Annotated in this window: 14 protein-coding genes; all 14 read right to left on the bottom strand. The window is 43.1% G+C overall.

Annotated elements, in window-relative coordinates; translation table 11 throughout:
* Positions 1–122: 122 nt before the first annotated feature.
* A complete protein-coding gene (locus tag AB4298_RS19110; RefSeq protein ID WP_283107259.1) occupies positions 123–719 on the bottom strand; it encodes a Maf family protein in 597 nt (198 codons plus the stop codon).
* Positions 720–805: 86 nt separating this feature from the next.
* Positions 806–1294 carry a rod shape-determining protein MreD gene (mreD, locus tag AB4298_RS19105; RefSeq protein WP_248999031.1) on the bottom strand — a complete coding sequence of 163 codons (489 nt, stop codon included), beginning with the start codon at positions 1292–1294 and terminating at the stop codon, positions 806–808.
* Positions 1291–2178, bottom strand: coding sequence for a rod shape-determining protein MreC (gene mreC / locus AB4298_RS19100; RefSeq protein WP_248999030.1), 888 nt, complete (start codon positions 2176–2178; stop codon positions 1291–1293). The genes mreD and mreC overlap by 4 nt, the downstream gene beginning before the upstream one ends.
* 40 nt (positions 2179–2218) lie before the next feature.
* Entirely contained in the window at positions 2219–3268 is a 1050-nt protein-coding gene (locus AB4298_RS19095) for a rod shape-determining protein (RefSeq protein WP_012156947.1), read from the bottom strand.
* 172 nt (positions 3269–3440) lie between these two features.
* Entirely contained in the window at positions 3441–7898 is a 4458-nt protein-coding gene (locus AB4298_RS19090) for a DUF6701 domain-containing protein (RefSeq protein WP_371987950.1), read from the bottom strand.
* A complete protein-coding gene (locus AB4298_RS19085; RefSeq protein ID WP_371987963.1) occupies positions 7891–8355 on the bottom strand; it encodes an MSHA biogenesis protein MshP in 465 nt (154 codons plus the stop codon). The genes AB4298_RS19090 and AB4298_RS19085 overlap by 8 nt, the downstream gene beginning before the upstream one ends.
* 43 nt (positions 8356–8398) lie before the next feature.
* Positions 8399–9301 carry a PilW family protein gene (locus AB4298_RS19080; RefSeq protein ID WP_371987949.1) on the bottom strand — a complete coding sequence of 301 codons (903 nt, stop codon included), beginning with the start codon at positions 9299–9301 and terminating at the stop codon, positions 8399–8401.
* Complete coding sequence (locus AB4298_RS19075) at positions 9301–9876, bottom strand: type IV pilus modification PilV family protein (RefSeq protein ID WP_371987948.1); 576 nt, start codon at positions 9874–9876, stop codon at positions 9301–9303. The genes AB4298_RS19080 and AB4298_RS19075 overlap by 1 nt, the downstream gene beginning before the upstream one ends.
* Positions 9866–10351, bottom strand: a complete 486-nt coding sequence (locus AB4298_RS19070; protein WP_371987946.1) for a pilus assembly FimT family protein — start codon at positions 10349–10351, stop codon at positions 9866–9868. The genes AB4298_RS19075 and AB4298_RS19070 overlap by 11 nt, the downstream gene beginning before the upstream one ends.
* A gap of 184 nt (positions 10352–10535) precedes the next feature.
* On the bottom strand, positions 10536–11054 hold the full coding sequence (locus AB4298_RS19065; RefSeq protein ID WP_371987945.1) for a type II secretion system protein: 519 nt from the start codon (positions 11052–11054) through the stop codon (positions 10536–10538).
* 29 nt (positions 11055–11083) lie between these two features.
* On the bottom strand, positions 11084–11602 hold the full coding sequence (locus AB4298_RS19060; protein ID WP_371987944.1) for a prepilin-type N-terminal cleavage/methylation domain-containing protein: 519 nt from the start codon (positions 11600–11602) through the stop codon (positions 11084–11086).
* A 123-nt stretch (positions 11603–11725) separates the two neighbouring features.
* Positions 11726–12334 carry a type II secretion system protein gene (locus AB4298_RS19055; protein ID WP_371987943.1) on the bottom strand — a complete coding sequence of 203 codons (609 nt, stop codon included), beginning with the start codon at positions 12332–12334 and terminating at the stop codon, positions 11726–11728.
* A gap of 79 nt (positions 12335–12413) precedes the next feature.
* Entirely contained in the window at positions 12414–12911 is a 498-nt protein-coding gene (locus AB4298_RS19050; RefSeq protein WP_371987942.1) for a hypothetical protein, read from the bottom strand.
* A gap of 31 nt (positions 12912–12942) precedes the next feature.
* Positions 12943–14163, bottom strand: a complete 1221-nt coding sequence (locus tag AB4298_RS19045) for a type II secretion system F family protein (protein ID WP_371987941.1) — start codon at positions 14161–14163, stop codon at positions 12943–12945.
* Positions 14164–14165: the final 2 nt, after the last annotated feature.

Genomic DNA, 14165 nt, shown 5'->3' with positions numbered 1-14165 from the left:
AGGATTTGGCGTAGATTGTGATCTGATAAATGAGCCAATATTGATTCGTTTATCAGTAATAGTCTGCTTTCAATGTGTTATATAGCTGGGCGGGTAAGGCCTATTTATGACTCTATTTATTGCTATAAAACTTGCATCTCACACAACAACGCTCGGGTTTCTACCAAAGGTAACCCTACTACCGCGGAATAACTGCCATCGATAGCTTCAACAAAATTTCCACCCAAACCTTGGATCCCGTATGCACCGGCTTTATCCATTGGCTCGCCCGTTGCGATATAGGCTAAAATATCAGCTTCAGTCAAGCGGCAAAACTGCACTTGAGTGGTCACTAAACGACTAACCGTTTTGGTTCCATCAGTTAGCGCGACTGCTGTCATCACTTGATGACGTTTACCTGATAAGCTTGCCAATATTTCAGCGGCATTAGCTTCATCTGTTGGCTTGCCTAAAATCGTCTCACCTTGAACGACTATGGTGTCAGAACCTAGCACCACAGCATTTTTATCATTGCCGTATAACGCTAAACCAGCGAGTGCCTTTTCTTGCGCTAATCGCTCTACAAAGGCTTGTGCAGACTCACCTGCCCGATGACTTTCATCGATATCTGCCGCTAAAATCTCAAACTCGAACGGCGCAGGGCTATTGGTATTTAAAAAACCTAACTGGCCTAATAACTCTTTACGGCGCGGTGAAGCCGAGGCAAGGACTAACTTCATAATAAGTACCTTTCGATTTTAACTAAACTAACTGACGGCTTGATTCATCGAGCCAAACAAGTTTGTACAAATGTTGAGATTACTGGTTATCGCACTTTATAAAGGCGTCTAACTCTGCGTAAAATCCAGAAGATCCATGGCCACATCACTAAGCTCGAAATCGCTGGATAGAACAAACTAATATCAAATACAGCGCTGTCGGTAACAAACTGCACCCAGAAAACCACCAAGTTATAAAGTGCGACCTGCATGGCGACAACTAATGCTTGTTGCCACATAGGGAAGTTACGTAGGCGTTGAAAATGCAGCACAACAACGTAAACCACCACTGACATAGCAAACGCACGAATACCTAAGGTCGCTCCCAGCAATATATCGAGCATTACCCCGAGCACCCAGGCGGTTAAAATATTGTATCTATGGGGCAATGCCATCGCCCAATAAATAATAACCAGCAACAACCAATCTGGACGCCAAGCTTCTACCAAATCTGGCAGTGGCATGATTTGAAATAACATTGCCGCTAATAGGCTTAGCCAAACCACCCAGCGACCATTTGCCACATGTAAACTCATGATGCGACCTCTTGACTCGCTTTCACTGCTTCTTCAACACCTTCTGGTGGCGTGAGCTCTGCATCGTCTGACTCAATATCTGGCCAAAGTAACAATAAATAACGAATTCTATCTAGTGCCGCTAGAGGCTGAGCGACTACGGTTGCGTAACTCTTACCGTCGTCTTTCTCGACACTCATTACACGTGCAACTGGGTAGCCTTCAGGAAAACGCTTACCTAAACCTGATGATACGAGTAAATCACCAACACGTACGTCAGTACTCTTAGCCACATGTTTAAGTTCTAGCTCGTCCAACACTCCAGTACCGACAGCTAATAAGCGCACGTCGTTACGGGTAATCCTCACCGGAATGCCATGAGTCGTATCTGACAGTAGCAATACTCGGCTAGTTAGCTCACTAACCTGCACGACTTGACCTACAACACCTTGTGCATCAACTACCGGCTGGCCGACAAACACACCGCTGCGAGTGCCATGGTTGAGCACAACATATTGACGAAACGGATCGCTAGCCACTTCCATGACTTCAGCAACGACTTTCTTAGCGTCCATATGGACTGGCGAACCAAGTAAGCCACGTAAACGATCGTTTTCTTGGCGCAGGTGCTCGAAACGTTGTAAACGTTCGCTCATCAACAGTTGGTGACGCAGTAACTCTTTATTTTGCTTAGCTAACATATTGCGAGTCGCTAAACTTTCAGCAGAAAGATCCAACAACGCACCGGGAATATTAGCAACGTACTGTAGCGGGCTTAACAGTGAAGAAAGGGAATTACGCACAGGCTCAAGCCTGTCATTGGCGACAAGCAAAATCACTGACATGATAACTGCCAGTGTTAGTCTAAATTGGTTGGATATTCCGCGAGCAAAAATAGGCTTCATAACAAACTAGGGCGGTATAAACCGCCCTTTTTAACCGTGGTTAGTTTTCTTCTGAGAACAGGTCGCCGCCATGCATGTCGATCATCTCTAAAGCTCTACCACCACCGCGAGCCACACACGTTAGTGGGTCTTCAGCGATCATGACTGGAATACCAGTTTCTTGCATTAACAGTCTATCTAGATCACGAATTAATGCACCACCACCAGTAAGTACCATACCGCGCTCAGAAATATCTGACGCTAACTCTGGAGGCGATTGCTCTAACGCAACCATAACCGCACTAACAATACCTGAAAGAGGTTCTTGTAATGCTTCTAAAATTTCATTGCTGTTTAGGGTAAAGCTACGTGGTACACCTTCTGCAAGGTTACGACCGCGTACTTCAATTTCAAGTACTTCATCACCTGGGTAGGCTGTACCGATTGTGTGCTTGATACGTTCAGCTGTTGCTTCACCGATTAAGCTACCGTAGTTACGACGCACATAGTTGATGATAGCATCATCAAACTTGTCACCACCGATACGAACTGACGATGAATAAACCACACCGTTTAATGAGATGATAGCAACTTCAGTAGTACCACCACCGATATCAACAACCATAGAACCTGTTGCTTCAGATACTGGTAAGCCTGCGCCAATTGCTGCCGCCATAGGCTCTTCAATTAAGTACACTTCACGTGCACCTGCGCCCATTGCTGATTCGCGAATTGCACGACGCTCAACTTGTGTTGCGCCTACTGGCACACAAACTAATACGCGTGGGCTTGGACGGAATACGCTGTTGTTGTGAACTTGCTTGATAAAATGCTGTAGCATTTTTTCTGTAACATAAAAGTCAGCAATAACGCCGTCTTTCATTGGACGAATAGCTTGAATGTTGCCTGGTGTACGACCAAGCATTTGCTTAGCTTCTGTGCCGACGGCCGCAACCGACTTCTGACCAGAACCGCTTCGCTCTCCACGAATAGCAACCACTGATGGTTCGTTTAGTACAATGCCTTCTTCACGGACGTAAATTAGCGTATTTGCTGTACCCAAATCGATCGAAAGATCATTAGAAAAAATGCCGCGTAGCTTCTTGAACATGTAACCAGCCTGTCTATGTGGAATCGTAGAAAAAAGAAATCAGGTAACTTTATCACGCTTCTTAAAATCCACAAGACCGCAGAGGTTAACAATTGCTAATGAAACTGTATTTTTTGCGATATAACCGCTAAAGAGCGAGTCAATAACTTGTCTCGCCCCTAAATACTGACATTTAATTAACTTCTCGCCAGTAAATAATACGGTCATGGCCTCGGTAGGTGCCAAAATAAGCGGTTGCTCTTGGGTCTTGCAATACGCTACTAGAGTCATATTGCCAATACCATTGCAGCCATTTATCGACATGGTGCTGCAAGCCTACTTCACCGTCAGCATTAGGCGCAGGAAAATAGATAAAGCTATTACCAAGTCCAATTGCACCAGACTTATTTGTGCCACCTGTTTGGGTAAACCCTTCTACCGCTTCAAGCCCTGTATCTGGTGTAAGGTACAAACCAATATCTGCAGACTCAGCCGCACTAGTGGTATTAAATACCGAGCAATTATCAGCACTATTGTTTTCCCACTCTTCGCTGCTATTCACAAATTGCGTATTCACCGTAAGGCGCAGCTCTTCAGACGATGGGCCATAGGCATTGGCCAACACCATTCGGCCATAACGTAATGCAAACGCATTCGTTCCACTATTGGTATCAGCTTCACCAATATCACTAAACGAAAAATTGATGCAACCATTACCAACAGCAGCAGGATCTCGGTAGCAAATACCATCGCTATCAGTGACATCTGCTTTATTCAGCTCTAAATCAAACTTACCGTTAAAAGGAACAGCTAAAGATTGTGTGCGCGGATAACTAAGTTGGGTGCCACTCAAATAAGCTCGCTGAATACTGTTCGCAGGGTCAGTTGGATAGTAATCGACTTGCTCTGAAAGCGGCGACACATCTTGTACAGCAAGCGCAGCACCATTCACCGAGGTCGCACCGGAAGTATCGTTATAGCTACGATTAGTCCATTGATTACCGCGGTAACGCCACCACTCACCAATTTGATAATTACCCGTTTCAGCGCCAGCTTTGTTCATGCCTTTTACGGCGATAGTAGGCTCAGAGCCTGGCTGAAAACCAAAAGGCTGATCCATGTAGGTAAAGCTATAGCACTGAGCTTGAAGCTGTGGAGTATTAGCTTCAACCGTTAAGAAATAAGGCGTAAACCGGCCAAATAGGTCACTGGTCGAGTTTGCCTCAGCAATGGTTGCACCAAGGTAATTAATGTCGCCATCTAGCGCAAAACTAATCGCTCCCACCTCTGAATAAGTTTGGTCAGTTATTGCAAAAGGTGCACTATTGGTCTTAGTAAAATTAATTTTGTTTTGGCCTATGCCTCCAAGACCGCCGTCTTCGGGATCGCCATTACTCACTAACGGAGCTTGCAATACAGGTTTGATTGTTAAGTCAGTAAATTGAAAGTTATTAAGCGCTTGGCGATCTTTATAAGGCGTTGAATCATCAACACCACAAACCGCTTTTACGCTCATAGCAAAATCATCACCCGCCATAGCGAACTTAGTACAACTTGCTCCTGTACAGCCATTATTACCCGATGGGTTAAAGAAGTGAAAGCCATCAGGCTTTGCCACAAATTGCTCACTATGAGTAAGCACTAACGTTTCACTTGTTGAGCCATCTGGAGACTTAATCGTTTCAGTTAGTGTTGCAGCAAGCTCAACTTTACCCGCTTCTGGGTAGTTAACATTGAGCAGTGCCTTACCATTAGCATCAAAGTGCACTTGCAACTCTTGGGTCGCTCCACCAGCAATCTCTTTACTTGCCGTTGGTGAGTTGAGGCTATTAATAGTGAGTTTAGCCGCTGCATTTATCCCGCTAGCATCTGGCGTGATGTAATTAAATGCCAATGAAATGGGCTTAGTCTGATTAGCAAATAACGGCACGCACTGTTGGGTGGTTTCATCTTTCTTAACTGCAAACAACTCAAAATCACTGGTATTTTTACAGGAGGTTGAATCATCAATATCAAAGTAAATGCCACTATTTTCAAAATTAAGCTGACACTGACTATTGGCCACCAAACTACCATCGATATAACAACGATAGCTAGCACTTGGCACTGTATTACCTAAGCCTAAGGTTACTACGCCCCCCTGTGGGTGCCACACTTCAAGAGCTGTGCTGCCATTAAAATTAGTACTAGTATAGTCGCTACTATTTTTAATCAAAGTCACATAAGCAGGATCACTCAGCAACGAGCTACAATTGTCATCCGCACATGCTTGTACCGTTACCGATTTAGCAGCGCAACTTAACGCTCCAGAATCAAAGCGGATCCGATAATGATTCACTGCTGGCGGCTCGGCTGTATATTCAAAAGCAAAGTAACCGATGCTTTCTGCTAAGTGACTTCTGTCATTATCAAGTTCTTGATCTTCGTCTAAAGCAAAGCTCACCTGATTAGTAAAGTTATCTTTAGTACAGCGCCTAACCCAGCCACCATCACCACCTCTACGTTGATTTTTAGTGGCAATGGTTATCGGTTGCGCGCTATATGTTTGTTTATAAGTGTTATTAAATCCACACTGCTGACTTAATGTCCGAGTACTGTTACCTGCACCATGGTTAAGAGCATTCGCGAATTCATAGGCAATGCTTTCACCGCCAATATTCATAAAGCCTTTACCTAAACCCGCAACATATCCAAGCGTTTCCTCTAATAAAATTGACCCAGAAATCTCTGAAGCCTCAATCGCAATATCAAAATCCTCACCATCTGAATCGACATTATTGATAGCAGTTGTAATGAAACGTCTATTTTTATTTGTTAACGTTTGGCCGATAATTGCTGGAGGTGTACCAAAGTCATGCTCAAACTCAACTGTTTCGTAGCCTCGACCGGCGCTAGGCAATCGTTTTCCTTGATATAGAGCAGTGGAAACCGTTCCGGCTTGTAAAGCTTTTCCTCTTGCTAAAAAGCGATAACCTGGCTCCATTACAAAATAATCTACTTCAGACATTTTTTTGTTCAAAGCAGAGTTATTGCCGGAGTTCATTTGTTTTACTTCTACATCACTAGACGTTCTAGTATCAATTCGTAGTGTTGAGGGACGATCAGCATTGGCATCATTACCATCAATAGTTGGCATCACTACAACCACTGGAGGCGCTAAGTAGTTATTATTAAATTTAATATTTGCAGTGCCGTCATTAGCAAGTTCAGCACGACCAAACTCAAATTGTGGCGTGGGACAAGTCAATAGTTTTTCGGCTGGTACGATTGTAAAACTATTTGCTGATGGAGCCTTCCAGTAGAGCCTAAAAGCCTCATAACCAAAAGCTTCATGAAACCTAAGTTCTATTTGATGAGGACCTTTTTCGAGTGAAACAGTACCTTGGTAACGCGTACAGTCACAGGTTGAGTGAGTACCATAAAATCCTGTTATGACCTCGCCATCAATCAGTAATTCAATGGCATCATCACCATCGATTGCAAATGTATACTCCCCCGTTTCAGGGGCATCAATATAGCCCTCGAAAATACCTAAATATAAGTCTTGGTCCGAATTCAAATTGGAATGCGGGTTAATACCGTCACCCTTTTGATCTAAGTCGCTTTCAATAGACTCACCAATTTGAAACTGAGTTTTTCTAAAGTCTTCAACTAACTCTCTAAATTCAGCTGGGTTAGCAGGGCTATAACTATCTGGATACCAAGTCCGAGTATCGTATGTACGGTATGTGAGACCTTCAACATTATCTTGCCCACTAGGGCATTGAGTTGGCACTGGCGGGTTAGGAAGCGGACCAATTTCACAATTAGGCGTAACATTTAGGTAGCCTGCTGTGTCAGTGAAAATCACACGGCTAGTACCTTCTAATTCAACTTCATTTTTCCCCGAAACAGCGCCCTCTACAGAAGATGAGCCTTCGAGTTCAATATCTTTTTCTGAAAAAACAAAACCTCGGAAGTACGTCGAACCATTTAACGTAAAGTCTCCGTAGTTGTATAGCAGCAACTGTTCAGCACTTTGCGATAGGCTTCGGTTTTCATGCTCATAAGCTTTCTTTACAAATAGACTAACCGTTCCAGCCCCTAGAGGCGGAAAAACGACATTAACGCCATTTTCAATTTCTAACTCTTCTATCCAATATTGGCCTGGAGCAAATTGCAATGTACCGCTACTTGCTTTCAAATGCTTCATTTTATAAATACCATTGCTGGTAACGAACTTAATTTTTCGGCTACTTCCGCCATCTAAATGAATATGTCCATATTCACCACTTACAACATCTATTTCTCTATTGTTGTACTCAGTACTAATATCAACTTTGCTATGTGATTTACATTGTTCAAAGCCAACTCTGCCTGAGGGGAAATCGGCTGATTGACCTGATGCTGTACATTTCACTCGCGAATTAGGCGAGCGGGGATAACACGACCGCCCCTGTGCATCAGTTACACTTTTAGCTGGTAACACACCATTTACAGGTGCGTTATCTAGATATGCGCCATGCTTAAATTCGATTTTGCCATTTTTATGATGGACATTAACTCCCTCTTGAAAGACAGAGCTCCAATCGGAAGCAAAAGCTGGTTGTAGCCATAACGGAACACTTAAACTTAGGAATAAACCAAGCAAAAATAAACGACATTTAATCACGAGCTTCGACCTCCACCTGACGGCTTACCCGAATACAACTCGCATCACTCTCAACGCCAGCGTTACATTCGCCGCTACTACAAGTCGCAGTACTAGTTATCAAATATTGGGTCATATTATTGGGTGGCAAGTTAACCGTAACTGTTGAGCATGCCATTCTAACCGTACAGCCGTGAAAACCAACTAAGCCAGTGTCTGTACCGATATCCCAAGTCACAGAAGCATCACAACTACCATTACTACCATCTAAAGGAAATAGCGTTGCCAAACTGCGATCTGCGCCGCTATTCGCTGCAGCAAAAGCTCTTGTGCCCCATACTTCTACACTAATTTGTTGGTCAGCATCATTGAGTACATTTATCAGCGCTGCTGCTAATAAAAACATTACCGTGATAATGAATACACCAATAACCAAGGCGCTACCGCGCTGCTTAGCCCTATAATTTCCACTGAGCATTACAGGTCTAACTTGCTTGCGAGTATTGTGGGTAATTTGTAATCTAGGGGACATTTATCACCTGCACTTGATGATGATATTGAAAGCTCTGACCTTGTACATCAAACAATGGGTTCAGATGTACCATAGCATTATTTTGTAAGGTACCGGGGGTATAAGCCATCGGGCTATTAATACCGATTGTATTAACAATATTCTCAGCCATTAACACCCCATTACCCATATTATCTGGGGATGGCTGGTTCACAGGGTTATTAAAGCCGTATCCGCTATAACGATTGAGCAAACTCTGCTCTGCGGTTACCTGCTCAAAGCAGTAACTCACCGCTTGTTGAACGGCAAAATAACGCTGCCTCGGTGAAGCCGCAGCAAAACGCACTTGGCGGCCAAAATTAACCGTCAAATCATTAGTTGCATTTGCGGTGACAACATCAATACGGAATAATTTACCATCTGTCTTAGTGTTAGCAATGGAAGTATAAACATCAGCAGGGCTCAATGGGTAAACCAGTAAAAATTGCCCTGCAGTTAATGATGCAGCCGTCGCACGCGAAGGCATAACTCTAGCCTCTCTTGATTTATCAGCTGGCACTATTGGTAATTCAATATAAGATGCACTTGCCTGAATAGGCATCATTTCAATGCACTGCCAGGCCGTACCGTTAGTGCGTACACCATTGCTAACTCGAATACTGTTAGGCACTGCATTTCGGATATCGCGTGTCATCCGTTCAATTGCAAAGCGGCTTTGACTCATCACTTGATCAACCGATGTTGCATCAATAAATATTCGCGTCCCAAAAATAAGAAAGCTGCTCACACCTAGGACTAAAACGCCGAGAATGATGATAACCGTCACCAACTCAACTAAAGTAAAGCCCTTGCTTTTTAATTGCTTTATTGTGCTTAACCGCAACTTAGCAGTTGAAGATACCGATGCAGGCATTAATAGTTACTCCTGATCGCGTTAAACGTCATGACTTCGCCGTTAGGTGTAGTGACGTTAATCGTCACTAGCTTAGTATTTAAGTTAGCGGGATTATTATATTCAACTGAAACTGATAATAGGTAATTACGATAGCGTTCTGCGTAAGTCATCGTACTGTTGAGCATCACGCTATTGATATTTAAGCCGGTATAGTCATCAACATCGTTATAGTCATTTCGCGTTTCTGTTACGCCATTAATAGTATCAGGGCCTAAGCCTAGCGATGAGGTGCAATTAGCTCCTGCAGGTAAGCCAAAAGCAGGCTTAGCTGCAGCACCACAAGCCGGTACTCCACCATTGGCATTGGTATTTTGATCGTATCGTTTACCCCAGATCTCATTCAAGATCGAATGTGCTAGCTCTGCAGAACGAACTCGGTGCAAGGTATCAGCTGAGCGTTCAGCTTGAGGGAATAACATGGTACTTAATAGTACAAAGGCGATACTAATAACCACCATTCCCACTACTAGCTCGACTAAGGTGAAAGCTTTTTGGGTTTTAATTTGCATGATAGCAAGCGGATTAGCCCTCATGGATATACCCCTCAGACTCTATCGCTAAAAATAACGTTTCGTCAGCAATGACGCTAATACAATTCCCATTACAGCTTACGCCTGCAACGATTGGCACTCCCTGCAAATTAAACTCAATATTAAAACGATTACTACCATTGCTGACTAGCGCTAAGCTTGCACCACCTTGAAATGCTTGCGGCGCATCCGTGCGTAAAATGTTGCCAGAGCAACCGCCATTGAAGCGACCACTAAGGCGAATGACTTGATAGTCGGTATCGCTCACTGATAGACGATAACAGCGGTCTTGGTTATTCATAGCCATGATCTGCACTTTACGTAACTCACTAATAAACTCAGAACGTAAGGTAAATGCGCTGTAGCTTGAGGTCGTTAATAGCCGAGGAATGACAACCACCGCTAGAATAGCGATAAGAATAATCGTGGTGACAAGCTCTACTAAGGTAAAACCTGTGTGTCGCTGCGTTCTGTGCATTGTCAGTCCTGAACAGTACTGCGGTGTTAAGACTAGCCGCTATGGCTAATCAAACAAAAGGGATGGAGCGCTAACTCATTGGAGTTAGTGTCTAACAATTTAATAAGTATGGCAAATAAAGCCGGTATTAATCCATTAGATACAAAAAAGGCCTGCTAGGCAGGCCTTTTAATTTGGTTGCTAATTAGCAATCTGAAGCAGTTGGTAAAGCTAAGAAACCTGGAGCAGCAGAACTTGTAGCTTCTTTGTAAGTTAACTTACACGCAGACGGTGCATCTCTCTGCCAAATTTCAACAACTTTAGGAGAACCTGCTGTTGGCTTAATTATCCACTCAGCAGTACCAGTTGAATCTGTTGGCTCACCATTTTCACCAGCATCAAATACTACGTCTAATGCTTTTTGAAGTTCTGTTTGAGTTGCCTGCATATAACCATATTGAGTCACAGCTGTTACACCCGGAGCAATAACAACTGCAGGTGGTGGAGCGGCATCAAAAGCTTTTTTCTCTTCACCAGCTATTGCAGCTTTAGAATATACAAGCGAATTTGCTCCTTGGATTGCAGCTTTCATGCCTTGTATCGACGAAAGGCGCGCGTCACCTTGTAAATTAATAAACTTCGGTGCAGCTGTTACCGCTAAAATACCCAAAATAATAATCACAACTACTAATTCAATTAGTGTAAAACCATTTTGCTTTTGCATTAATATTTTCTCTTAAGTTATGCGATTTATTAACAGCCAGAATCTTCAACATTGTATTGTGGTAAACCACCTTTAGCTTGAGGTTCAAGGTATTCAACCCAGCATTTAGCGGTATCTGAAGGTGTAAAATTAGCAGGATAAACAACAATAGCATCAGTCAATGTTGTCTGAACAGAAGGGCTATCTTCAATCACCCACTCAGGATTTGTTGATTCAGTATCAACATCAACAGCAACAATAATATCTGCTTTCGCATTCTTCAAGAAACCGTAAACAGAGCTAACAGTAACATCATCACCGGCAGCACTAGTGCCTTTATCATCTAGAATAACCGTACCAGCTAATTCACCTTCTTCACCTTGAATTGCAGCCTTTGAAAAAACCAAACTATTGGCACCTTGAATTGCACCTTTAACCCCCTGTAGGGTTGATGCACGAGCATCACTTTGTAGGTTGATAAACTTAGGAGCTGCAGTAACAGCAAGAATACCCAAAATAATAATCACAACCACTAATTCAATTAGGGTAAAACCATTTTGCTTTTGCATAGAAATTTCCTCGATCACATATAGAATTCAGCGGCAACATACAACTTTGTTGTTAGCTAAACGCTATCAATTAATTTAATAAACTTTTTAACCAAACTTTTAAACTAAACTTTTCAATAAAGCTTATTCAATAAAGCTCGCTACTTGGCCTGAGCCTGGGTTGTATGTCACCCCTTTACCAGCAAGATTATTCAAATCATTTAAGGTTTCTGTAGGGAAACCTGTTTGGGCGTCTAACTTAAGTGATGACGCCAAGTAATATAGACAAACATCTAGACCACCTACTTGCACACCATCAATAGTGTTAGAGCTACCACCGGCACCATCGGCAAGGCTTACAACATATCTCGCTTTACGCGCATCGACACCTGGAAGCACACTTCTTGGTGCATTTTGTAAAACAAGATCAAATACTTCCTGACAAGAGTCTTGGGTCATCGAAGTTGCATCGGTATTAGTTGCACCAGTTGGGTAACCAAAACGGGTATCTAAGCTGACTGTTGTGCCATCCAGTAAAACGGTATCGTTACGACGACCATCAACTTCCCATTGTGAGCGAACAAAACTCACAGCAGTGCTTAGTCCACCAGCCACACCGTCAACACTGGCGTCTTCAGCATCATCTGTTACGTTCAAAAAACGTGGAATAGCAGTCGCAGCTAATAAGCCTAAAATAACGATTACAATGACTAACTCGATAAGGGAGAAGCCCTTTTGATACTGTTGTTTCATTTTACCCCCAGTGTTGTATGTGGCTATTCTATCAGTTTGTTAAAATTAGAAAACAGATAATTTCACTCTTTAGCTAATCTCAGTTAGTCGCTGTCAAAAAAATGACCCGGCCAGAGCTGTTCTGGTAGCTAATACTTTCGCCCGACTCGTCAATATATCGGCAAATTTCTTTATCAGAGTTGAATCGCGTTTCAATTTGTTGCATATAACCTTGGCCCAACAATTCAGTCAATAACTGCCGACAGCCAGCAACACTTGTCTCATTCAATATAGGCCAACCGCCTGCAGACATTCGGACTTGACCAGTTGATGCAACACTATCTATATCGTCTGAATACCAATCTAATTGCAAAATATCTGGCTTACTGCGCATCAACCATTGTGAGCGAACTACACCTAGTACATTTAATAAACGGCTATGCTCAACTTGAATGCTTGGCTGCGCCGTTTGATTAATTTTACCGAAATAATGAAAACTGATATAAGCCATTACAAGTAATAGAATAATCAACGCAATCAACTTGCCATATATACCGAGTAACTCTGACTCGGCCTTTTGTTGACTAAGCAATCTCACTTACCTGCCGTATCAATAGTCTCAGCAAGCATTAGCTACCGCCTTTGACCACATTGAGCATGTCCCACATAGGTAGATAGATACCTAGCGCTAAAACCAGCACGATACAGGCGACAAAACCGATTAAAATGGGCTCTAACTTAGCTGTAAGGTTTTTAAGATCATAATCGACCTCCCCCTCATAAAAGTCAGCAGCGTCATTTAACAGCTGGTCTATTTGACCCGTTTCTTCACCTACTGCCACCATTTGTAATACCAGAGGCGTAAACAACTTACTGTTATTCGATACTCTTAGCATTGATTCGCCAGCCTCGATACCGCGGCGCATACCAACAATACTGTCATGCATATAGGCGTTATCAACTGCATCAGCTACGAGGCTTAATGCTTGTGTCATGGGGACACCAGCGCTGAGCATCATTGAAAAACTGCGGCAATAGCGCGATAGCGTTGAACGCTCGATAATACTGCCAACAGCTGGGATATTTAACTTCCATTTATCCCACTGTTTTTCACCTTTTTCAGTACTGTGCCAATAGCGAATACCCACGAAGCTCGCGACTAATACTACAATCATCGCAGGCCAATAATTTACAAAGACATTTGATGTATTAATCAAAAGCTTAGTCGCCCACGGTAGATCTGCACCAAATCTTGAAAACATTTCTGCAAATTTAGGGATCACCATGATATTAAGGATCACCATGGCGATAGCAATCGCGATCAATACAAATATAGGGTAACGCATTGCAGCTTTAATACGACGCCGTGTTTCCTGCTCGCGCTCTATGTATCCAGATAACTGAATAAAGGCATCTTCAAGCTTACCCGTGTTCTCACCAACGTGAACCATAGAAACAAACAAGGCATCAAACACATCCGGATGTTGGTTCATCGCTGATGACAAAGGGCGACCCGAAGTTAACTGCTCTGAAATATCATCTAACGCTTCTTTCATACGCTGTGAATGGGTTGTCTCAGAAAGCCCTGCGATCGCTCTTAATATTGGGATCCCAGAGCGCGTCAGTGAATACATTTGCCTAGTAAAGATCTGCAACTCATCTAAAGCCACTTTGCCTTTAAAAAGTGTCTTTAAACTAAATTCTTTAACCTCTTTTGCCAGCGTCAGCTCTAACGGAATCACGCCTCGAGACATCAATTGATCCGCGGCCGCGCTCTCGGAGCTCGCATCAACGACTCCTTTTATCTGTTCACCCTGAGCACTGCGCCCACGATACTGATAAGCTGGCATGG

Origin of the sequence: Shewanella sp. 10N.261.52.F9 (assembly GCF_041471165.1) — a bacterium.
GTDB classification, from domain to species: domain Bacteria; phylum Pseudomonadota; class Gammaproteobacteria; order Enterobacterales; family Shewanellaceae; genus Shewanella; species Shewanella marinintestina.
This window is presented reverse-complemented; position numbering and strand designations above follow the sequence as displayed.

Bases quoted from the DNA above. Each gene is read 5' to 3' on its own strand.
- AB4298_RS19045 (WP_371987941.1), bottom strand. From the start codon at position 14,163: ATGCCAGCTTATCAGTATCGTGGGCGCAGTGCTCAGGGTGAACAGATA.
- mreC (WP_248999030.1), bottom strand. From the start codon at position 2,178: ATGAAGCCTATTTTTGCTCGCGGAATATCCAACCAATTTAGACTAACA.
- AB4298_RS19055 (WP_371987943.1), bottom strand. From the start codon at position 12,334: ATGAAACAACAGTATCAAAAGGGCTTCTCCCTTATCGAGTTAGTCATT.
- AB4298_RS19085 (WP_371987963.1), bottom strand. From the start codon at position 8,355: ATGCTCAGTGGAAATTATAGGGCTAAGCAGCGCGGTAGCGCCTTGGTT.
- AB4298_RS19095 (WP_012156947.1), bottom strand. From the start codon at position 3,268: ATGTTCAAGAAGCTACGCGGCATTTTTTCTAATGATCTTTCGATCGAT.
- mreD (WP_248999031.1), bottom strand. From the start codon at position 1,294: ATGAGTTTACATGTGGCAAATGGTCGCTGGGTGGTTTGGCTAAGCCTA.
- AB4298_RS19075 (WP_371987948.1), bottom strand. From the start codon at position 9,876: ATGAGGGCTAATCCGCTTGCTATCATGCAAATTAAAACCCAAAAAGCT.
- AB4298_RS19060 (WP_371987944.1), bottom strand. From the start codon at position 11,602: ATGCAAAAGCAAAATGGTTTTACCCTAATTGAATTAGTGGTTGTGATT.
- AB4298_RS19065 (WP_371987945.1), bottom strand. From the start codon at position 11,054: ATGCAAAAGCAAAATGGTTTTACACTAATTGAATTAGTAGTTGTGATT.
- AB4298_RS19080 (WP_371987949.1), bottom strand. From the start codon at position 9,301: ATGCCTGCATCGGTATCTTCAACTGCTAAGTTGCGGTTAAGCACAATA.
- AB4298_RS19110 (WP_283107259.1), bottom strand. From the start codon at position 719: ATGAAGTTAGTCCTTGCCTCGGCTTCACCGCGCCGTAAAGAGTTATTA.
- AB4298_RS19070 (WP_371987946.1), bottom strand. From the start codon at position 10,351: ATGCACAGAACGCAGCGACACACAGGTTTTACCTTAGTAGAGCTTGTC.